The following is a 19,158-nucleotide window of genomic DNA, read 5'->3' on the forward strand; positions in this document are numbered from 1 at the left end:
AGCGCCGAGAACGGCACAAGAGGGGGAACACCGACATGCCGACCTGCCCTAACGGCCACCAATCAGCGGCCGACGACTGGTGCGAGGTGTGTGGCCACCGGATGTCGGGGACACCCGTGCCCACGGGCGCCGTCCCCCCGCCTCCGCCACCGCCGATGCCCGGCCCGCCCGGGTTCCCGGGAAGCGCTCCGGGCCCCGCGGGCCCGGGAGGTCCCGGTGCCCCGGACGGCATGGGCTTCCCCGGCGGGTCGCCACCGCCGGGCGCCCCGGGGCCCCAGGGGCCGCCCGGGGGCTACGGCTATCCGGCGCCCGCCCCGCAGCCGCCGGACGCCCAGGGATTCCAGGGTCCGCCCGGGGGCTACGGCTACCCGGCGCCCGCCCCGCAGCCGCCGGACCCCACCTTCCAGGCGGAGCTGTGCCCTCAGTGCCGTACGCCCCGTGAGGCGCAGGCACCGTTCTGCGAGGAGTGCCGCTACAACTTCCTGACCCAGTCGCCCACCTCGTACGCCCCGCCGCCCCCGCCCGGGTCCGGCGGCTTCCAGCCGCCGCATCCTCCGCAGCCGCAGCCGTTCCCGCCGCAGGGGCCCCACGGGGGTCCGGGCCAGGGCGGCTACCCGGCGGGCCCGCCGCAGCCGGGCCACCCGGGCCCTGGCGAGCCGCTGCTGCCCTCGCCGCCGATGCAGCAGCCCCCGGGCCCGTCCTTCAGCGACGACGACTGGACGCTGCAGCCGCCGAACGCCGCGGGGCCCGCCGCGCCGCCGAACGCTCCCGCACCCCCGTCGCCGTACGGGCAGCCGCAACCGCCCCAGGCCCCGGCCCCGCCCGGGCCCGCCTTCGGCGGCGGCGACTACCCGGGCGCCCCGGCGCCCGGACCGCACCAGGGGCCACCCGCCCACTTCACCCAGGGCAGCCCTCCAGGTCCTCCCGGGCCCGCGGCCCCCGCGGGGTGGGTCGCGTTCGTCGGCCCGGACCGTGAGTACTTCATGGCGATGATGCACCGCAGCGGCCCGGAGGCGGCCGGTCTGAACCTCCCGGCCTACTCTCCCGAGCAGCAGCTCCCGCTCACCGGGCCGCAGATCACCATCGGCCGCCGCCGCCACAGCACCGGCGAGTCGCCCGATATCGACCTGGCGCGCCCGCCGGAGGACCCCGGGGTCTCCCACCAGCACGCGGTCCTCGTCCAGCAGCCGGACGGCGGCTGGGCGGTCGTCGACCAGGACTCGACGAACGGCACCACGATCAACGGCGGAGAGGACCCGATCCAGCCGTACGTCCCGATCCCCCTCCAGGACGGTGACCGCGTCCACGTCGGGGCCTGGACGACGATCACCGTACGCCGGGGATAGGCCCGACTGACGCGACACAGCCCGGTGGCGGGCGACCGGCCGACTTCTTCGGCCGACAGCCCGCCACCGGAGGCGCACCCTGCATAGATTCGGGGCGGAACATCCGCTCACATCTGCTGTCGGTCAATCTGGCGTTCCCGGCGGGCCCGGACGGCCGCTGGCTCACTGGCCAGGGCCTCCGGGCCTCGGGCGGCCTCAGCCAAGACCCCCATAGCCTTCGGCATGGGAGGTGCCCCCTGGGGTTGCTCGGAGCTTGTCCGGAATCCGGTGAGCAGAGGCCCGCGGTTCAGCGGGCTGCCGCAGGTGTTGTACCGGCGAGCCGGTGGTCAGCACCTCACGCGGTTGACTCACGCAGGCCGTCTTCTCGGCCATCGCCGACCGTACTAGCTCGCCGGGTCGGCGAATTGCGGAACACCTGGGAGCTCTTCAGCCGACCCGTTCAACAGGCCCGTTCAGTGAATCCGTTCGGCGTGGGCGGGCCCCAGCGGCCAGGCGTACGCGCCCTCCGGGTCGTCCAGCCACGCCCACTGCCGCTGCTCGCGCACCGTCACGCCGTAGCGCTCCCGCCCCGGCCGGCCCTCGTGCTCCCACAGTGCGAGGGCCTCCAGCGGGTCGAGCCACGCCGTGACCACGTTCAGCAGAAAGCGGAAGGAGTCTTCCAGCAGTGGCTCGGTCGGCAGTCCCTTCGTACGGACCGGGGGCCGGGGCTCGCTCCCGCGCAGCGGGACGAAGTACGCGGGGGTGGTCAGGAAGCGCCCCTCGCCGTGCTCGGCGTCGGCGACCCACAGCGCGATCAGCCCGGTGGCGAGCGGCGCCAGGATCAGCGCGCCGCACCGGCACTGGTCCAGCCAGGCGGGCGGCAGGGCGGTCACGGCGCAGGTGGCGATGATCCGGTCGAAGGGGGCGCGCGAGGGGCAGCCGAGCGCTCCGTCCCCGGTGACGACCGTCGGCTGGTATCCGGCCGCGGCCAGGTGGTCGCGGGCGGTGTCGGTGATGTCCGGGTCGATGTCGACGGTCGTGACCCGGTCCTCGCCGAGCCGGTGCGCGAGCAGCGCCGCGTTGTAGCCGGTGCCGGTGCCGATCTCCAGCACACTGTCCCCGTCCCGCACCGCCAGGGCCTCCAGCATCCGCGCCATCAGCGACGGCTGGCTGCTGGAGGAGACGAGCTCGCCGTCGCGCACCCGCGTCGCCAGGGGCGCGTCGGAGTACACCCCGGCCAGCCAGCGCGCCCGCCGCGCTGGGTCGGCGTCGTGCCGCCCCAGCCGCTCGTAGAGCGCCGTCCCGCCGGATGTGCTCGGCTCGCCCGCCTCGTAGTAACGGGGGACGAACACATGGCGCGGCACCTCCTCGAACGCCTCCCGCCACGCCGGGTCGGTCAGCCCACCGCCCTCGGCGATCTCCCGGACCAGGGCGGCACGCAGCGTCGCGGCCGTCGCGGCGTACGGATCGGACTTCCGGTCCGCGCCATCCGCGCCGCGCCTGCCCGTGCGCGTGCTGCCCATGACTCCACTGTCCTGCGCCCGCGCTCCCATCGCGACCTACGTCCGGAGTCCTCATTCCGACTGTCTGAGAGCATGGTGGGGTGACAGAGATTCCGCGCGGCACGCTTCAGGAACAGACGTTCTACGAACAGGTCGGCGGCGAGGAGACCTTCCGGCGCCTGGTGCACCGTTTCTACCAGGGCGTAGCCGAGGATCCGCTGCTGCGGCCCATGTACCCCGAGGAGGACCTGGGCCCGGCCGAGGAGCGGCTGCGGCTCTTCCTCATGCAGTACTGGGGCGGCCCGCGCACCTACAGCGAGAACCGCGGCCACCCGCGGCTGCGCATGCGCCATGCGCCCTTCACCGTGAACCGCGAGGCTCACGACGCCTGGCTGCGTCATATGCGCGACGCCGTGGACGAGCTGGAACTGGCACCCGAGCTCGAGCGGCAGCTGTGGGACTACCTCACCTACGCGGCCGCGTCCATGGTCAACACCGCAGGCTGACCCCGCCGCCCTCCCACAGCCGCCCCGCTCGGGCGGCTCGGACGGGGCCGGGCGGCGGTCAGGCGGGGCTCACCGACAGGCCCGAGAGCCCCGGCAGCCCCGTCTTGCGCACCGCTATCGAGCCGTACGGCGTGCGCAGCCGCAGCCAGCCGCCCGCGGCGAGCAGCGCAAGCTGCTCGGGCTCGGGGGTGAGCGCCGTCGCGCCGCCGCCCGGCGGGCCGGGCGCCACGGCCGCGGCGATCGGCTCCGGGGTGCGGGCCTGGCGCAGAAAACCCAGTGATTGCGCGGCGTGTACGGCGCGCAGTGGGAGGCCGGTCTCGCCGAGCGTCCGGGACCAGATCTCGCGGCCGATGCGGTCCCGCTCGGCGCGGGTGCGCCGCTCCTCGGGCAGCGCCGCGTCCCGGGCGCGGAACTCGGCGACGGCCGAGGCGACCGCCCCGCGCACCTCGGCCACGCCCGGCAGACCGGCCACCCGGCGCCAGCCGCCGCGCGGCGGCAGCAGCCCGGCCCATGGCGGGCCGGTGACCGGGTCGGGTACGGCCACGTCCAGGCCGGCCGGGCCGTCGGGCGCCGCGCCGGCGCCGTCCGCCTTACGCCGTGCCGCCGCGTCCAGCGCGTCCGCGAACTGCCCGGCCGAGACCGTCGTGTCCAGCACGGTGTCGGCCGCGAGCCGGGCGGTACGGATGGCGAGCACTTCGAAGGACGGCGGGCGGCCGAAGACGGCGAGCACTCCGCCGCCCGCCTGCAGCCGCACCGCCGCGGCCCGGTCGTAGTGGATCAGCCGGGCCAGGAAGGCGGCGAGGTCCGCCGCCTCCCCCGGGTCGGCGAAGCGCAGCTCCTCCCCCTGCACCGTCATACGGTCACGGCCCCCTCGGGCTGCTCGTCCCGCCCGGTCGCCACAGCGGCCTCGGGAGCCGCCTCGGCGGCGTCGTCCGCGCCGTCTTCCCGGTATTTCACCAGGAAGCCCTCCTCCTCGGAGGTGAGACGGCGCGGACGGCCGCGCTCCAGGTCATAGGGGACGATCATGGTCGAGGCCCGCGCGTACACGGTCTCCTCGTCCTTGACCTCGTACCCGAGCGTGATGAACGCGGCGCCGATCTCCTTCACCCACAGCTCGACGGTCACCGGGGCGTGCCGGTGGAAGAGCGGCCGGAGGTAACTGATCTCGTGCCGGGCGACCACCACGCCGCCGGTGAACGCGCCGCTGCCGTCCCCCGGCGCCAGCCGCCAGATGAAGTCGACGCGCGCCTCCTCCAGATAGCGGAGGTAGACCACGTTGTTGACGTGGCCGAACGCGTCCATGTCGGACCAGCGCAGGGGGCAGGAGTAGATATGGCGGGCCACACTCAGCCCCGGGTCAGCTTCTTGTAGGTGGCGCGGTGCGGACGGGCCGCGTCCGCACCGAGGCGGTCGACCTTGTTCTTCTCGTACGCCTCGAAGTTGCCCTCGAACCAGAACCACTTGGAATCGCCCTCGTACGCGAGGATGTGCGTCGCGACGCGGTCGAGGAACCAGCGGTCGTGGGAGACGACCACGGCGCAGCCGGGGAACTCCAGCAGCGCGTTCTCCAGCGAGGAGAGGGTCTCCACGTCGAGGTCGTTGGTCGGCTCGTCGAGGAGCAGCAGGTTGCCGCCCTGCTTGAGGGTCAGCGCGAGGTTCAGGCGGTTGCGCTCACCGCCGGAGAGCACCCCGGCCGGCTTCTGCTGGTCCGGGCCCTTGAAGCCGAACGCGGACACGTAGGCGCGGGAGGGCATCTCGACCTGGCCGACGTTGATGTAGTCCAGCTCATCCGAGACGACGGCCCACAGCGTCTTCTTGGGGTCGATGTTGGCGCGGGTCTGGTCGACGTAGGAGATCTTGACCGTCTCACCGACCTTGATGGTGCCCGCGTCCGGGATCTCGATGCCCTGGAGCATCTTGAACAGCGTGGTCTTGCCCGCGCCGTTGGGGCCGATGACACCGACGATGCCGTTGCGCGGCAAGGTGAAGGACAGGTCGTCGATCAGAACCTTCTCGCCGAACGCCTTGGAAAGGTTCTCCACCTCGACCACGACATTGCCCAGGCGCGGGCCCGGCGGGATCTGGATCTCCTCGAAGTCCAGCTTCCGGGTCTTCTCGGCCTCGGCGGCCATCTCCTCGTAACGGGCCAGTCGCGCCTTGGACTTGGCCTGGCGGCCCTTGGCGTTGGAGCGGACCCACTCCAGCTCTTCCTTCAGGCGCTTCTGCCGCTTGGCGTCCTTCTGGCCCTCGACCTTCAGCCGGGTCTGCTTGGTCTCCAGGTAGGTGGAGTAGTTGCCCTGGTAGCCGATGGCGCGGCCGCGGTCGAGCTCCAGGATCCACTCGGCGACGTTGTCCAGGAAGTACCGGTCGTGGGTGATGGCGACGACGGTGCCGGCGTACTGGGCGAGGTGCTGCTCCAGCCACTGCACGGACTCGGCGTCCAGGTGGTTGGTGGGCTCGTCGAGCAGCAGCAGGTCGGGCGCCTCGAGCAGCAGCTTGCACAGGGCGACGCGGCGCTTCTCACCACCGGAGAGGTTGGTGACCGGCCAGTCACCGGGCGGGCAGCCGAGGGCGTCCATCGCCTGCTCCAGCTGGGCGTCCAGGTCCCAGGCGTTGGCGTGGTCCAGCTCCTCCTGGAGCTTGCCCATCTCCTCCAGCAGCGCGTCGGAGTAGTCGGTCGCCATCTGCTCGGCGATCTCGTTGAAGCGGTCGAGCTTGCCCTTGATGACCGCCACGCCGTCCTGGACGTTCTCCAGCACGGTCTTGGTCTCGTCCAGCGGGGGCTCCTGGAGCAGGATGCCGACGCTGTACCCGGGCGAGAGGAAGGCGTCCCCGTTGGACGGCTGCTCCAGGCCGGCCATGATCTTCAGCACCGTCGACTTACCGGCGCCGTTGGGACCCACGACACCGATCTTGGCGCCGGGCAGGAAGCTCAGCGTGACATCGTCGAGGATCACCTTGTCGCCGTGAGCCTTGCGCGTCTTGCGCATGGTGTAGATGTACTCAGCCAAGAGAAACCGTCCGGCAATCGTAGGTATCGAAGTGCGGTCTTACCACGAGGTTCGCCGCCCGTGGATCGGCATGCGGCTGCGCCGCGTCGTCAGATACACCCCATCTTGCCGTACGCCAAGCTCGCGACGGAAACCCATTCCCCACCGCTTACGAGTCGCCCATCACAGTTCCCCATCCCAGTCGCCCAACCCATACGGAAGGGCCGGAGCCTCATCCGAGGCCCCGGCCCTTTCAGCGATTACTTCGGGTCAGCGATCACTCACCCGCCGGAGCCGCCTTCTTCTTGCGGACGAAGAAGACCGCGCCGCCACCGATCACGACGAGCGCCACGGCGACACCCGCGATGATCGGGGTGTTGCTGCTGCTGCCGGTCTCGGCGAGGTCGCCGCCGCTGCTGTCCGCGCTGCTGCCGCCGGCCGACGCCGGGCTCGGCTGCGAGGACGGGGTCTCGTCACCGCTGCCGCCGCCGGTGCTCGCGGTCTTGCAGTCCAGCACGCCGGAGAAGGTCTTCTCGAAGCCGTTCGGACCGGTGATCGTGAACTTGTAGGCCTGGTCCTCCTTCACCGGGGCGGTGACGGTCTCGGACTTGCCGGCCTCGATGGTGTGCTTCTCGCCGAGGAGCTCGAAGGTGAACGCCTCGTCGCCCTTGTTCGTCGCGGTGATGTCCACGCCGCCCTTGGCGCAGTTCTTCTCGGCGGACAGCGCCGGGATCGGGCCCTTCTTCGCCCAGTCCGCGGTGGCGGTGGCGGAGACGGTGGACTCGCTGGAGCCGGCCAGGATCTGGGTCTGGCTCTTGGTGGCGCTGGCGAACGCGCGGCCGACCGGGACCTTGGTGGCGGCCTGGGCGGTCAGCGTGGCGCTGCCGTCGGCGGCACCGGCCGGCACGTCGAAGTAGAGCTCGCTGCCGTCGGCGGCGCTGGTGACCGTCTTGCCGTCCTTGTCGACGACCTTGACACCAGAGGCGGCGGTGTCACCCGGGGTGACCGTGACGCTGTCCCCGTTGGTGTGGACCTTGATCGGGCCCAGGCGCTCACCGGACTTGCCGGAGACCGCGGGCGGGTCCAGGGTCAGCGACGCCTTGGGCTCCTCGAGGCTCTGCGCGCTCTTCTCGAGGTAGTCGGCCAGCTTCTCGGCCGCGGGGTCGACCGCGTCGACGTCAGCGCCGTCCGAGAAGCGCCAGATGGCGACCTGGGTGCCGGCGGCCGCGGTCTTCTCCGTCAGGGGGCCGGAGTCCGCCTTGGCAGCGAGCGCGGAGAGGTCATTGACCTGCGGGTAGGAGTTCTGCAGGATCCAGTTGATCTTGCCCGCGTTGGTGTTGTGCGCCAGCGATGTGGCGCTCCAGGACTTCTCCTCGTACTTCGCCTTGCTCTGCGTCGGGTTGTGGAGGTCGATGCAGTAGGTCTGGATGGTGCCGCCGTTGTCGACCGCCATCTCGAACAGGCCGGCGCCGACCTTCTGGTCCTTGCCCTTGTCGTGGATGACGGCCTGGTCAAAGGTCTTGAGACCGCTGAGCGTGGCGGTGGCGCCGCCCTGGCTCGGAGGCGCATCGTCCGCTGCGGCGGTGCCGGCCGTGACTATCGCACCCGCCGCGACCAGGCCCGAGGCCAGGACAGCGGCGGCAAGGCGAGCAACGCCCCGCCTCTTTACAGAAATCATGGTTTCCCCTTCGGGCGAGCGCCAGTCTGTGGGTGCGCCTCGCCAGCGAACTCAAAACTCAGAAGCCCCCGTTGGCACCAGGGATCCTAGGGAGAACCCTCGTCCCGTTCCCCAGGAATACCAAGGCCCAACCGATCCGAATCGAAATCGTTATCTCATCACACCATCGCCTCTGACCTGGCTTTATCGATAAATCCCCGAGAGTCACGGGGATGTTGTCCCGGTCGGTACGTTTAAAAGGGGTTTAGCCCGCGAGACCCGGCGAAACGCGGATGTACCCCGCACCAGATCGTGTCCGACCGCCACCGCGTCGATATCCGCGGTGATCCACCGCCTGGCCCCGCCGCCGTCCTCCCGCTGCCACTCCCCTGGTTGGTCCCTGGGCCGATCCCGCAGCTGATCCCCAGGTCGCTCCGCCCCCTGCCGATCAGCCCCCGGCTGCCCCGTCCCCGGTCGCTCCGCCCCGGGGCGCTCCGTCGGCCGCTCGCCCGGCCACCCGCCGCGCGGCTCTCCCCGCCGATCCCCCGGCCGGCCCCCCGGCCGATCCCCCTGCCGCTCTTCCGTCCGCTCCCGCACCCGTAACGTGCCGTGCACGACCAGCGGTTCGCCGAGCGAGACCGACGCCGCCACATTGACCGCGAGCCCCCGCCAGGCCCAGACCGTGTAGAAGCTCGTGTACGCGTCCATCCACGCTTCCCGCGCCCGGTCCCAGCGCCGCGCCGTCACCGCCAGCCGGAACCGGGCCACCGCGACACCGGCCGCCGTCTCCCAATAGTCCGGCCGCGTCGCGGTATTGCCCATCACCGTCAGCCAGGTCTCGTTCAACCGAGCCGCCTCCCCCGTCACTTCTCCACGCTCGCGTCCCCTTCCGCCTTCATGCTGCACGCGATCGCGCAAGCCCGCCGGGGCCTGTGGGCTACTCCCTGGTTGTGGACAACTCGGCCCCCCGGCCGGGTGAACCGAGCCCGCCCGCCACGGCCCCGCCCGCCGCGATCACGTACTGCTTCCGCACCTCCCGGTAGCGCGCCAGCTCCGCCGTCACCGGCTCCAGCACCTGCGTCCGCCCGCACTCGGCGGCCACCTCTCGAAGCCGCTGCTCCGCCGCCAGCCCGTAGCGCCGTGCGGGCCCCCGGGCCGCCAGCCCGCACCCCCAGGCCAGCGCCGGACCGCCGACCCCGGCCGCCGCGGCCGGCAGCGCCGGCAGCCACCACGCCACACCGCCGAACACCCCGGACACCACCGCCAGCAGACCCGCCACCCCCACCAACAACACCGCCGCCAGCGAGACTTGCGCCGCGGCCACCACCGACCACCACACGGGCCGGGACAGCCGACGCTCCGCCGTCGCGGCCACCGCCTCGTCCACCGCGTCCGGCAGCCCCTTGCCGCCCCATGCCGCCGCCTCCCGTACGGCCTGCGCCCAGGGCGCGGGCAGCCCCGCCGTCGCCTCGTCCGCCAAGGCCCGTACCGCCTCCTCCACCGCGGGCCGGGCGGTGACCGCGGCCACCGCCGCCGCCTTCGCCCTCGCCCCCGGGATCTCCAGCGCCGTCCCGGCCCGTCCCCCGGCCGCGCCACCGCTCTCCCCGCCCACACCTGTGCTCCCCCCGCCCACACCTCTGCTCCCCCCGCCCACACCTCTGTTCCCCCCGCCCACACCTCTGTTCCCCCCGCCCACCCCGTCTCGCTCCCACGACCACACGGCCCCCGCCCGCCTCCGCTGCCCCAGCCGCCCCCAGGGCGTTCCGCACGCCCACCGCGCGTCGCGCAGCCAGGCGCGCTCCGCCGCCTGACCGGCCGCCACCGCGCCCGCCGCGTCCGCCAGCCGCTCCTCGAACTCCGCCCGGGCCCGCGCGGAGAAGCCGACCGGCGCCCCGTCCGCCACGTACTGCGGGCGCAGCCGCTCCATCGCGCCGTCCACGTCCGCCGCCAGCCGCCGCTCCGCCGCCCCGCATTCGGCGGTGAGCCGGCCCAGGGCCTCCCGCAGCTCCCCGATGCCGGCGCCGGTCACCGCGGACAGCGCGAGGACGGTCGCCCCCGGCTCCCCGTGCTCGCCCAGCGCGAGCCCGTCCTCGTCCAGCAGTCGCCGCAGATCGTCCAGCACCTGGTCGGCGGCCTCGCCGGGCAGCCGGTCCACCTGGTTGAGCACGACGAAGGTCACCTCGGCGTATCCGGCCAGCGGGCGCAGATAGCGCTCGTGCAGCACCGCGTCCGCGTACTTCTCCGGATCCACCACCCACACCACCGCGTCGACCAGCCCGAGCAGCCGCTCCACCCGTTCGCGGTGCCCCGGGGCCGCCGAGTCGTGGTCGGGCAGATCGATCAGGACGAGCCCGCGCAGCGTCGGGTCGTACGGATAGGCGGGGCGGCGGCGGTCCCGGTGCGGGATGTCCAGCCGGTCGAGCAGGCCGTCGGCGTGGTCGGTCCAGGCGCAGGCGAGGGGGGTGGCGGTGGTGGGGCGGCGGATACCGGCCTCGGACACATACGCCCCGGCCAGGGCGTTGAAGAGGGTGGACTTGCCGCTTCCGGTGGCCCCGGCGAGGGCCACGACGGTATGTCCGAGCGGATGCCGCCCCCGCGCGACGGCCTCGTCGAGCACCCGCCCTGCCTCGCCGAGGGTGCGCCCGTCCAGCCGGGTGCGGGACAGCCCGACCAGCTCGCGCAGCGCGTCGAGGCGCGGCCGCAGGGCGCCGGTGACAAAGCCGCGGCCGCCGTGCTCGTACGCCGGCGTGTACGGCTCGCGCGCCGTGCCGCCGTGCGCCCCGGCGTACCCGCCGTCGCGCGCGCCGTCCCCCTCGCCATACCTCTCGCGGTACGAGTCGCCGTACGCCTGGCCGCCCCCTTCGCCGTACGCCCCGCCATACCCTCCGCCGTTCGTCCCTTCGCGCCCCTGGCCGTACCCCTCGCCGCGGTTCGTCTCCCCCGCCGGCCCACTCCCCCGCCCCTCCGCCACGACGGGCGGTCCGGGCCGCCGGCCCACCACCCGGCGCGCGATCAGGCCGTCGTCCCATGTCTGCCGGGACGGTGCGGGCTTGCGGGCGACGCTCTCCTGAGGGGGCGCGCTTTCCGGCTCGGACGTCGCAGTGGCCGTCACGACCGTCACCTCTCCTTCTGCAGTACGGACAGCGCGGCGATGAGCCGGACCTGGTGGTCCGGGGTGACGTCGAGGGCGTCGAGCGGGGCCAGCCGCCGGTCGCGCTCCGCCGCCAGGACCCGTCCGACGCAGTCGTCGAGCAGCCGCCGACCGCGGTCGCCCAGGCGCAGCGCCCCGTGCGCGCCCAGCGTCTCGGCCAGCCGCTCACCCGCCGTACGGGTGCGGCGCCCGCCGATCAGGGATGCCACCAGCAGCGCGGCGGCCTCGTCGGGGGCACAGCCGGCGCCGCCCTCGGCGGCCCGGGCGGCCACCTCCTCCTCGGCAAGCTCCTCGACACAGCGCCGCCAGCGCCTTACGGCCACGCCGATCCGCTCCCCGGCGCCACGCGCGTCGCACGGCGCGAGCCCGGCGCGCGCGGCGGGGTCGCGCCGCCCCGCCTCCGCGACCCGTTCGTCGGCGGCGGCGGTGACGCTGCGCAGCAGGGTGGCGAGGGAGTCGGCGAGGGCGGTGAGGAGTTCTTCGGGCGTGCTGTCGTACGGCCTGCCGTGCCAATGGGTGAGCGCGCCCCCCGCGAGCGCCGCCCCGCCGGCCAGTTCGCGCCGCATCCGCTCGGCCGCCTCCTCGTATGCGCCCGCCACGTGCTGCACCAGCCGCACCGCCGCCGCGTGCTGGGCGGCCGCCGCTCCGGCAAGGGCGGGCATCCGGGCGCGCAGCGAGGCGATCACCCCGGCGGCGGTCCGCTCGGCGGCGGCGTGGCGGGCGACCGGGTCCTGGGCGTGCCGGGTGAGCCAGTCGCGCAGTGCCGCGACGGCCGTGCCGGGCAGCAGCCCGCTGCCGCCGCCCGCGGACTCGGGGAGCTCGGGGATGGTGAACCGGGGCACGTCCCCCAGCCCGGCGGCCGTGAGCAGCGCCGCGTACTGGCGGGAGACCTCGGCGGCGACCTGGTGGGGCACCCGGTCCAGGACGGTGACGAGGGTGACGTCGTACTCCTTGGCGGTGCGCAGCAGATGCCAGGGCACGGCGTCGGCGTAGCGGGTGGCGGTGGTCACCAGCACCCAGATGTCGGCGGCGCAGATCAGCTCGGCGGCGAGGTCGCGATTGCGGGCGACGAGGGAGTCGATGTCCGGCGCGTCGAGGAGCGCGAGCCCGCGCGCGAGCCCGGGGTCGGTCTCGACGCGCAGCGCCCCGGCCGCCGACCGCGCCCCCTTGTCCGGCTCATCGCGCGCCGCGCCCGCGTATGCCGCACCGTCGTGCGCCCCCTGCTCGTACGCCCCCTGTTCGTATGCCGCCCCCTCGTACGCCGCCCCCTCGTACGCCTCGTCGTCGTACCCGCCCTCGGCCCGCTCGCCCTGCGCGGGCACCCACACCCGGGTCAGCTGCGGCAGCACCCGCTGTCCGGTGAACCACTGGCGGTCCTCCGGATGGCAGACGAGCACCGGCGTGCGCGTGGTCGGGCGCAGCACCCCGGCCTCGGTGACGCGGCGGCCGACGAGCGAGTTGACGAGCGTGGATTTCCCGGCGCCGGTGGATCCGCCGATGACCGCCAGCAAGGGCGCTTGGGGGGCACGCAGCCGGGGCACGAGGTAGTCATCCAGTTGGGCGAGCAGTTCGGCGCGGCCACGGCGAGCGCGGTCGGCGCCGGGAAGGGGGAGCGGAAACCGTGCGGCATCGACGCGATCGCGCAGTGCGGTCAGAGCGTCGAGCAGTCGGGGCCGTACGTCCAAGATCGCCACGGGTGAAGAATGCCCGCTTTTGAGGTCTTTTTGAAGCGTATGCCCGCTCGCGCGCGTCAAACAGACCCACCCGGATTACCCCAGATTGACCAAGGGGCGGGCGTGGCGACTGGGGCGCGGGCATAACGAGTAGACAACACCCGCCCTCTGAGGCGTGAAAAACGATGCGGGATTCGCACCTGCCTGCGATTATCAAACCGCTTCACCGAACCTCCACAACGTGCCACGGAGGTGAAGCAACCGGGGCGAGGCGCACGGAGCCCTATCCTTGTCCCCGGCAAGGTCACGGATCCGCCGAGCCCGGCCACCGGCACCACGGCCCCGCACCGTCGGAACCGCAGGCACCCGGGGGCTCAGCAGTTGCGTGATCCACCGTCCGGCCCCCGTAGCTCAGTGGATAGAGCAGGTGCCTTCTAAGCACTTGGCCGCAGGTTCGAGTCCTGCCGGGGGCGCTCTCCACCTCTCCCTCTACGCCCGTAGAGGCTCGGACGCCGGTGAAGTCGGCGGCCGTGGCGCCCGGCGCTCAGTCCGCCGAGCCGGAGGCCTCACGCTCGTAGGTCTCGATCGTCTGGACGAACACGGCACGCTGCTCGGGAGTGAGCGGGTCGAAGGCCGCGCGCCAGGCGTTCGCGCCATTGGCGAGCCAGGTGTCGATGGCCGAGCGGGTCTCCTCGTCCTCCGTGATGGCGACGATGGTGCGCCTGCGGTCGGCCGGGTCGGTGTGGCGCTCCAGGACGCCCTGGCGGCTGAGGTCGCTGACCATCAGGCTGACCGTCGTGGGGGCGACCTCCAGGCGGGCGGCGAGCTCGTTGACCGGCATCGGGCCGTCGAACAGCAGATAGGACAGCAGCGACAGATGCCTGGGGGCCAGGTTGAAGGAGCTCAGCCGCTCCGGGATCTTGGTGCGCTTGAGCCGGGCGGCGACGCGCGGCATCAGCAGCAGCATGGCCCGGATCGCCTGGTCCGAGCTCAGCGCGGACTCCGGACCGGACCGCGGCTCACGCTCCGCCGACATGCCTCGTACCCCCTCATAGCTTGCGCCGTCACCTTCCCGGCAAAGCTATCCCGGGGCGCGGGCCGCCGCTCACGGCAGGGTCGTTACGACGGGAGGGGCACCTCCAGGGCGGGCAGCAGATGCTGCTCCTCGTAGGCGAAGTGCTCCTCCAGGCCGGAGACCAACCGGTCCAGCTCGGCGCGGATCTTCTTCACATCGGCGGGGTCGGCGGGCAGTCCCCCGTGCAGCAGGGCCTCGAACTCCTTCAGGGCCCGCTCCACCACTTCGTGCTCCTGGCGCAGCCGCGTGAGGGCCGGGAGCAGGTGCGGGAACTGCTGCTCGAAGGCGGTGAACGTGCCGTTCTCCCGGATGTGGTGGGTCTGCAGGGCGTAGCAGAACATCAGGCAGTGGCGGCGCAGTTGGCCCACGAGGTCGGCCCCTGAACCGGCGTCGGCCCCCGAGCCGCCGTCGGCCTCCGCGGACTCCCCCGCCGGCGCCCGGTCGAACTCGGCGCGGACGCGGTGGAGCTCGGAGCGCAGATCGTTGTGGTGCTGGATCAGCTGTCGGCCGATCATCTGATTGCGCTCTTGATTGTTCGCGCCGAGGTCCAGGAGGTGGAGGGCAATGACCGGCATGGTCCGCTCGGTCTGCTCCGCGTACGTACGGAAGGCCGGTGAGCATGAGCACTGCAGCTCCCAGTAGCGATCGCGCTCCTCGCCCTCCAGCACCACCGCGCGCGCCGCGAACGGCTTGACGGCCCCCTCCTGGGTGCCGAGTTCCACCGTGAGATGTGGGTTGGCCAGCAGGTTGTGGTACCAGTGCGGGTGCTTGGGGCCGGGCCTCCCCGCCCGCCGGCCGACCGGGGCGTTGGAGCCGAAGACCAGATAGCGGTGCCCGTCGCGCAGATACACGGCGGGGGTCGTATGCGGCTTGCCGGTCCTGGCGCCGGCCGTGGTCAGCAGGATCAGCTGGGCGCCTTCGAACATGCCGCCCACTTGTCCGTTGTTCGCCCGGAATTCTTCGATGACGTTCTTATTGAGGTCCATAGGAGCCCTCCATCCTCAGCACCGCGACCCCCTGCACCCGGTCGGCCGCCAGGTCGTCCAGCGCGGCGTCCGCCCGCTCGAACGGATACGCCGTCACGGTGACCCGGAGCCGGTGGGCGGCCGCCGCGTTCAGGAACTCCCGGCCGTCCTCCCGGGTGTTGGCCGTGACGCTGCGCAGGGTGCGTTCGTGAAAGAGATGCCGCTCGTAGTCGAGGGGCGGGATGTCCGAGAGGTAGATCCCGGCGACGCTCAGGGTGCCGCCGCCGTCCAGCGCCTCCAGGGCCACCGGCACCAGGTCCCCCACCGGCGCGAAGAGGATCGCCGCGTCCAGCGGCTCCGGCGGCCGGTCGTACGCGTCGCGCGCGGAGGCCGCGCCGAGCTCCAGCGCGAGCGCGCGCGCCGCCGCCGAGCGGGTCAGGACGTGGACCACCGCGCCCCGGCCGATCGCGACCTGGGCGGTGAGATGCGCCGATCCGCCGAAGCCGTAGATGCCGAGCCGGCCGCCCGGCGGCAGCTCGGCGCGGCGCAGCGCGCGATAGCCGATGATTCCGGCGCACAGCAGCGGGGCGAGTTCCTCGTCGGCGTAGCCGCCGGGCAGTTCGTACGCATAGGCGGCGGGGACCGTGGCGTACTCGGCGTAGCCGCCGTCCGCGTCCCAGCCGGTGTACTCCGAGGACGGGCACAGGTTCTCCTGGCCCCTCAGGCAGTAGCGGCAGCGGCCGCAGGTCCGGCGCAGCCAGGGGATCCCCACCCGGGTGCCGACCGGTGGCCCCTCCGCCCCCGGGCCCGCCGCGACCACCTCCCCCACCGCCTCGTGGCCGGGGACGACGGGGGTCTTGTGCGGCGGCAGGTCGCCGTCGCGTACGTGCAGATCGGTACGGCACACCCCGCAGGCCCGGACCCGCACCAGCAGCTCGTCCGCCGCGGGCCGCGGAACCGGCAGCTCCACTTGGTCGATCCGGCCCGGGCGACCTGGGCTGCCCGGGGTTCGCACCACCCATGCCCGCATTTTCCCTGGGATATCTGGATTCGCCTGCGCCACCGGGGCAACGTACTGCCGCGGCGGTACGGGGATGCGGAGGCGCGCGTTCCGGGCGCGTCAGCGGGCTCCGGGGCAGCGCCCGTAGGCTAAGGCCCATGGGCAGCTCACGGTCTCCGCTGGCGGAGCAGGCCACCGACCCCGGCGCCACCGCGCCCGCCCACCGCGGCGCCTGGCGCGGACAGGGTCCGGTGGTCTGCGCGGTGGCGGTCGGCGGAGCGGCGGGGGCGGTCGCGCGATACGGGGCGGCGCTGCTGTGGCCGACCGCGGCGGGCACCTTCCCCTGGACGACGTTCGCGGTCAACGCCGTCGGCTGTGCGCTCATCGGCGTTCTCCTGGCGCTGATCACCGAGGTGTGGGCCGCGCACCGGCTGGTGCGGCCATTCTTCGGGACGGGCGTGCTGGGCGGATTCACCACCTTCTCGACGTACGCCGTGGACATCCAGCGCCTGGTCGACGGGGGCAGCCCGGCCACCGGGCTGATCTATCTGGCGGCCACCCCGCTGGCGGCGCTGACGGCGGTGTGGACCGCGGTGGCGGTGACGCGGCGCGCCATGGGGGTGTCCGGGGCGGGCCGCGCGAGCGGTGCGAGCAGTAGGGGCGGCGCGGATGGCGCGACCGGCGGGGGCGCGCGATGAGCAGCCTGCGGCTGACCGTCTTCGTCAGCGAGAACGACACCTGGCACCGCCGGCCCCTGTTCGCGGAGATCGTCCACCGCGCCCACCGCGCGGGGCTCGCGGGCGCGAGCGTCTTCCGCGGGGTCGAGGGGTTCGGCTCGACGTCGGTCGTCCACACCTCGCGGCTGTTGTCGCTGAGCGAGGATTTGCCCGTCGCGATTGTGATCGTGGATACGGAGGAGCGGGTACGGGCGTTCCTGCCCGAGCTGGAGGAGATCGTCGGCGAGGGCCTGGCCGTCCTCGATCCGGTCGAGGTGATCCGCTTCCCGAACCGCGACGACAAGGACTTGGGCAAGGGCGAGGAGGCCCGATGAACTGGCTGCTGGTGGTGGTCGGCGCCATGGTGGGCGCGCCGCTGCGCTATCTGACCGACCGGGCCGTGCAGACCAGGCACGATTCGGTGTTTCCCTGGGGCACCTTCACCGTCAATGTCGTGGGCTGTCTGGTGCTGGGCCTGACCGGCGCGGCCACCGCCGGGGCCGCCTCCTCGCAGCTCCAGCTGCTGCTGGGCACCGGTCTTTGCGGGGCGCTGACGACGTACTCGACGTTCTCGTACGAGACGCTGCGGCTGGCCGAGGACGGCGCCCGAATATTCGCGGTCGCGAATGTGGTGGTAAGTGTGGCGGCCGGCCTCGGCGCCGCCTTCGCCGGTGCGGCACTGGCCCGGGCCATCTGGGGCTGAGCGCTACCGGAGACCCACCGCTCACCCAGAACCAGGCCGCGACCCACCGCCCACCCAGAACCAGGCCTGAGACCCACCGCTCACCCAGAGCCAGAGTCGGGAACCGGCGGCAGCAGCCTCGTACCCGGCGTCAGTTCCTCCCCCGCCCTCGCCGACCGCAGATGTTCCCGCAGCACCCGGCTCAGCTCCCGCGCCGCCCGCGGCGGCGCGACGTCCTTGCGGTGCGCGAGGGAGATGGTGCGCTGCATGCCGTGGCCCGCGAAGGGCGTGGCCCGCAGCCCGGATCTGGCGGCCACCATCCCCGGGATCACGGCGATCCCGAGCCCCGCCCGTACGAAGCCGAGCACCGCGTCCATCTCCCCGCCCTCGACCGAGTACGAGGGCTCGAAGCCGGCCGCCCGGCAGGCCGAGGTGGTGAACTCCCGCAGGTCATAGCCGCGCCGGAACATGACAAGCGGCTGGTCCCGCAGATCTTCGACGCGGATGTGGCGGCGCCTGACGGGCGGCGGTGACGCGGGAGAGGAGGCCACGACCAGTTCCTCGCGCAGCAGCTCGGTGGTGGCCAGCGCCGGGGCCTGCCCGGCCAGTGGGGTGATGATCAGCGCGAGGTCCAGCTCGCCCGCGGCCAGGGTGCGCACCAGGTCCTGCGAGCCGCCCTCGTCCACGATCAGCTCGATACCGGGGAACTCGTCGTGGAAGCGGCGCAGCACATCCGGGACGAGGCTGGCGCACAGGCTCGGCGGGGCGCCGAGCCGCACCCGGCCGCGCCGTAGCTGGGCGACCTCCTGCACCTCGCGGCGCGCGGTCTCGGTGTCGGCGAGGATCTGCCGGGCCAGCGGGAGCAGGACCTCCCCCGCATCCGTGAGGGCGATGTTGCCGCGGGCGCGGTGGAACAGCTCGGCGCCCAGCTCCCGTTCCAGGGTGCGGATCTGCTGGGACAGCGACGGCTGGGCGACATGCAGGATCTCCGCCGCGCGCGTGAAATGGCGAGTATCGGCCACGGTGGCGAAATAGCGCAGCTGCTGCAGTCTCACCCAGGCATGATAGCTACCGTCTATGGAATCGAGCCATTCCATGTCTTGGACGAATTGCAAGGCGTTCCCTAGCGTTTTGTCACATGGCACTGGCGACGCGGACGGACCCTGAGGGGCCCGCCCAGAAGGGGCCGCGACAGCGGCCGGAACCGCCGCGGGAGCCCGCGCGGAGCCCGTCCCTCATCGGCTCCGTGTGGCGCTCGACCGTCGGCAAGAAAGCGGTGATGGCCGTCACCGGGCTGATCATGCTGGCCTATCTGGCGGTCCATATGCTCGGCAACCTCAAGATCTTCTTCGGGCCGGGGGACTTCAACGGCTATGCGCACTGGCTGCGCACCCTCGGCGAGCCCGCGCTGCACTACGAGTGGTTCCTGTGGCTGGTCCGGGTGGCGCTGGTGGCCTCGGTGGTGCTGCATGCCGTGGCCGCGTACCAGCTCAGCCGCCGCGATCTGGCCGCGCGGCCGCAGAAGTACGCGCACGGCAACGCGCGCCGCAGGCGGAAGGCGAGCTACGCCACCCGGACCATGCGCTGGGGCGGGGTGATCCTCGGCCTGTTCATCGTCTGGCACATCCTGGACCTGACCACGCTCACCGTGAACGAGCACGCCGAGCCCGGCCATCCGTACCAGAACGTGGTGGCGACCTTCTCCACCTGGTACGGCAACACCATCTACATCGTGGCGATGCTGGCCCTCGGCGCACACATCCGGCACGGCCTGTGGAGCGCCGCCCAGACCCTCGGCACGGGCCGCCCGCACCGCGACCGCGCCCTCAAGATCGTCTCGACGGCCGTGGCGGCCGTTCTGGCCGGCGGGTTCATCGCCGTGCCCATCGGGGTCATGACCGGAGTAGTGAGCTGAT

Annotated in this window: 18 protein-coding genes and 1 tRNA gene; 7 read left to right on the forward strand and 12 right to left on the reverse strand. The window is 73.0% G+C overall.

Going from position 1 to position 19,158, the window contains the following annotated elements:
- Positions 1-35: 35 nt before the first annotated feature.
- Complete coding sequence (locus tag ACH4U7_RS19785) at positions 36-1,346, forward strand: FHA domain-containing protein (RefSeq protein ID WP_398529161.1); 1,311 nt, start codon at positions 36-38, stop codon at positions 1,344-1,346.
- Positions 1,347-1,798: 452 nt separating this feature from the next.
- On the opposite strand, the gene ACH4U7_RS19790 is transcribed toward ACH4U7_RS19785, so the two are convergent.
- Positions 1,799-2,848: a methyltransferase domain-containing protein gene (locus tag ACH4U7_RS19790; protein WP_398529162.1), complete on the reverse strand. Its 1,050-nt coding sequence runs from the start codon at positions 2,846-2,848 to the stop codon at positions 1,799-1,801.
- Positions 2,849-2,928: 80 nt separating this feature from the next.
- Here ACH4U7_RS19790 and ACH4U7_RS19795 point away from each other — a divergent pair, with 80 nt between their 5' ends.
- Entirely contained in the window at positions 2,929-3,333 is a 405-nt protein-coding gene (locus ACH4U7_RS19795) for a globin (RefSeq protein WP_398529163.1), read from the forward strand.
- A gap of 58 nt (positions 3,334-3,391) precedes the next feature.
- Here ACH4U7_RS19795 and ACH4U7_RS19800 read toward each other — a convergent pair whose 3' ends face one another.
- The 7 genes from ACH4U7_RS19800 to ACH4U7_RS19830 all read right to left on the reverse strand — a co-directional run bounded on the left by ACH4U7_RS19800 (position 3,392) and on the right by ACH4U7_RS19830 (position 12,816).
- Positions 3,392-4,189, reverse strand: coding sequence for a hypothetical protein (locus tag ACH4U7_RS19800; protein WP_398529164.1), 798 nt, complete (start codon positions 4,187-4,189; stop codon positions 3,392-3,394).
- Positions 4,186-4,677, reverse strand: a complete 492-nt coding sequence (locus ACH4U7_RS19805) for an acyl-CoA thioesterase (protein ID WP_398529165.1) — start codon at positions 4,675-4,677, stop codon at positions 4,186-4,188. The genes ACH4U7_RS19800 and ACH4U7_RS19805 overlap by 4 nt, the downstream gene beginning before the upstream one ends.
- A gap of 2 nt (positions 4,678-4,679) precedes the next feature.
- Positions 4,680-6,344, reverse strand: a complete 1,665-nt coding sequence (gene ettA / locus ACH4U7_RS19810; RefSeq protein ID WP_385610859.1) for an energy-dependent translational throttle protein EttA — start codon at positions 6,342-6,344, stop codon at positions 4,680-4,682.
- Between the two features lie 256 nt (positions 6,345-6,600).
- Positions 6,601-8,001, reverse strand: coding sequence for a Cys-Gln thioester bond-forming surface protein (locus tag ACH4U7_RS19815; protein ID WP_398529166.1), 1,401 nt, complete (start codon positions 7,999-8,001; stop codon positions 6,601-6,603).
- 204 nt (positions 8,002-8,205) lie between these two features.
- On the reverse strand, positions 8,206-8,802 hold the full coding sequence (locus ACH4U7_RS19820; RefSeq protein ID WP_398529416.1) for a single-stranded DNA-binding protein: 597 nt from the start codon (positions 8,800-8,802) through the stop codon (positions 8,206-8,208).
- A gap of 115 nt (positions 8,803-8,917) precedes the next feature.
- Entirely contained in the window at positions 8,918-11,101 is a 2,184-nt protein-coding gene (locus ACH4U7_RS19825; RefSeq protein WP_398529167.1) for a GTPase, read from the reverse strand.
- Positions 11,098-12,816, reverse strand: coding sequence for a dynamin family protein (locus ACH4U7_RS19830; protein ID WP_398529417.1), 1,719 nt, complete (start codon positions 12,814-12,816; stop codon positions 11,098-11,100). The genes ACH4U7_RS19825 and ACH4U7_RS19830 overlap by 4 nt, the downstream gene beginning before the upstream one ends.
- 388 nt (positions 12,817-13,204) lie before the next feature.
- Between ACH4U7_RS19830 and ACH4U7_RS19835 the strand changes: the two genes are divergently transcribed.
- Positions 13,205-13,277: transfer RNA gene (locus tag ACH4U7_RS19835), tRNA-Arg, on the forward strand.
- A 71-nt stretch (positions 13,278-13,348) separates the two neighbouring features.
- Here ACH4U7_RS19835 and ACH4U7_RS19840 read toward each other — a convergent pair.
- The 3 genes from ACH4U7_RS19840 to ACH4U7_RS19850 all read right to left on the reverse strand — a co-directional run bounded on the left by ACH4U7_RS19840 (position 13,349) and on the right by ACH4U7_RS19850 (position 15,874).
- On the reverse strand, positions 13,349-13,840 hold the full coding sequence (locus ACH4U7_RS19840) for a MarR family winged helix-turn-helix transcriptional regulator (RefSeq protein ID WP_398529168.1): 492 nt from the start codon (positions 13,838-13,840) through the stop codon (positions 13,349-13,351).
- Between the two features lie 83 nt (positions 13,841-13,923).
- Complete coding sequence (locus tag ACH4U7_RS19845) at positions 13,924-14,865, reverse strand: nitroreductase/quinone reductase family protein (protein WP_398529169.1); 942 nt, start codon at positions 14,863-14,865, stop codon at positions 13,924-13,926.
- The gene (locus ACH4U7_RS19850) at positions 14,852-15,874 is read right to left on the reverse strand and encodes a zinc-binding alcohol dehydrogenase family protein (RefSeq protein WP_398529170.1); all 1,023 of its coding nucleotides are present in this window, start codon (positions 15,872-15,874) and stop codon (positions 14,852-14,854) included. The genes ACH4U7_RS19845 and ACH4U7_RS19850 overlap by 14 nt, the downstream gene beginning before the upstream one ends.
- A gap of 128 nt (positions 15,875-16,002) precedes the next feature.
- Between ACH4U7_RS19850 and ACH4U7_RS19855 the strand changes: the two genes are divergently transcribed.
- Genes ACH4U7_RS19855 through crcB form a run of 3 tightly spaced genes read left to right on the forward strand, consistent with a single transcriptional unit; the run spans position 16,003 to position 17,263 of the window.
- A complete protein-coding gene (locus ACH4U7_RS19855; protein ID WP_398529171.1) occupies positions 16,003-16,542 on the forward strand; it encodes a fluoride efflux transporter FluC in 540 nt (179 codons plus the stop codon).
- Positions 16,539-16,895, forward strand: coding sequence for a DUF190 domain-containing protein (locus tag ACH4U7_RS19860; RefSeq protein WP_398529172.1), 357 nt, complete (start codon positions 16,539-16,541; stop codon positions 16,893-16,895). The genes ACH4U7_RS19855 and ACH4U7_RS19860 overlap by 4 nt, the downstream gene beginning before the upstream one ends.
- Positions 16,892-17,263 (forward strand): fluoride efflux transporter CrcB, encoded by a 372-nt coding sequence (gene crcB, locus ACH4U7_RS19865; protein WP_398529173.1) that lies wholly within the window; start codon positions 16,892-16,894, stop codon positions 17,261-17,263. Before ACH4U7_RS19860 ends, crcB begins: the two co-directional genes overlap by 4 nt.
- Positions 17,264-17,343: 80 nt before the next feature.
- Here crcB and ACH4U7_RS19870 read toward each other — a convergent pair whose 3' ends face one another.
- Positions 17,344-18,297: a LysR family transcriptional regulator gene (locus tag ACH4U7_RS19870; RefSeq protein ID WP_398529174.1), complete on the reverse strand. Its 954-nt coding sequence runs from the start codon at positions 18,295-18,297 to the stop codon at positions 17,344-17,346.
- Positions 18,298-18,380: 83 nt separating this feature from the next.
- Between ACH4U7_RS19870 and ACH4U7_RS19875 the strand changes: the two genes are divergently transcribed.
- Positions 18,381-19,157 carry a succinate dehydrogenase gene (locus ACH4U7_RS19875; protein WP_398529175.1) on the forward strand — a complete coding sequence of 259 codons (777 nt, stop codon included), beginning with the start codon at positions 18,381-18,383 and terminating at the stop codon, positions 19,155-19,157.
- The last annotated feature ends 1 nt before the right edge of the window (position 19,158 follow it).

Source organism: Streptomyces sp. NPDC020845, assembly GCF_044334165.1.
In the GTDB taxonomy this organism is placed as follows: Bacteria; Actinomycetota; Actinomycetes; order Streptomycetales; family Streptomycetaceae; genus Streptomyces.

What these genes read in the sequence shown, in the direction of transcription:
- crcB (WP_398529173.1), top strand. Translation starts at nt 16,892, where the DNA reads ATGAACTGGCTGCTGGTGGTGGTCGGCGCCATGGTGGGCGCGCCGCTG.
- ACH4U7_RS19875 (WP_398529175.1), top strand. Translation starts at nt 18,381, where the DNA reads ATGGCACTGGCGACGCGGACGGACCCTGAGGGGCCCGCCCAGAAGGGG.
- ACH4U7_RS19855 (WP_398529171.1), top strand. Translation starts at nt 16,003, where the DNA reads ATGGGCAGCTCACGGTCTCCGCTGGCGGAGCAGGCCACCGACCCCGGC.
- ACH4U7_RS19820 (WP_398529416.1), bottom strand. Translation starts at nt 8,802, where the DNA reads ATGGGCAATACCGCGACGCGGCCGGACTATTGGGAGACGGCGGCCGGT.
- ACH4U7_RS19800 (WP_398529164.1), bottom strand. Translation starts at nt 4,189, where the DNA reads ATGACGGTGCAGGGGGAGGAGCTGCGCTTCGCCGACCCGGGGGAGGCG.
- ACH4U7_RS19790 (WP_398529162.1), bottom strand. Translation starts at nt 2,848, where the DNA reads ATGGGCAGCACGCGCACGGGCAGGCGCGGCGCGGATGGCGCGGACCGG.
- ACH4U7_RS19850 (WP_398529170.1), bottom strand. Translation starts at nt 15,874, where the DNA reads ATGCGGGCATGGGTGGTGCGAACCCCGGGCAGCCCAGGTCGCCCGGGC.
- ACH4U7_RS19815 (WP_398529166.1), bottom strand. Translation starts at nt 8,001, where the DNA reads ATGATTTCTGTAAAGAGGCGGGGCGTTGCTCGCCTTGCCGCCGCTGTC.
- ACH4U7_RS19845 (WP_398529169.1), bottom strand. Translation starts at nt 14,865, where the DNA reads ATGGACCTCAATAAGAACGTCATCGAAGAATTCCGGGCGAACAACGGA.
- ACH4U7_RS19840 (WP_398529168.1), bottom strand. Translation starts at nt 13,840, where the DNA reads ATGTCGGCGGAGCGTGAGCCGCGGTCCGGTCCGGAGTCCGCGCTGAGC.
- ACH4U7_RS19785 (WP_398529161.1), top strand. Translation starts at nt 36, where the DNA reads ATGCCGACCTGCCCTAACGGCCACCAATCAGCGGCCGACGACTGGTGC.
- ACH4U7_RS19860 (WP_398529172.1), top strand. Translation starts at nt 16,539, where the DNA reads ATGAGCAGCCTGCGGCTGACCGTCTTCGTCAGCGAGAACGACACCTGG.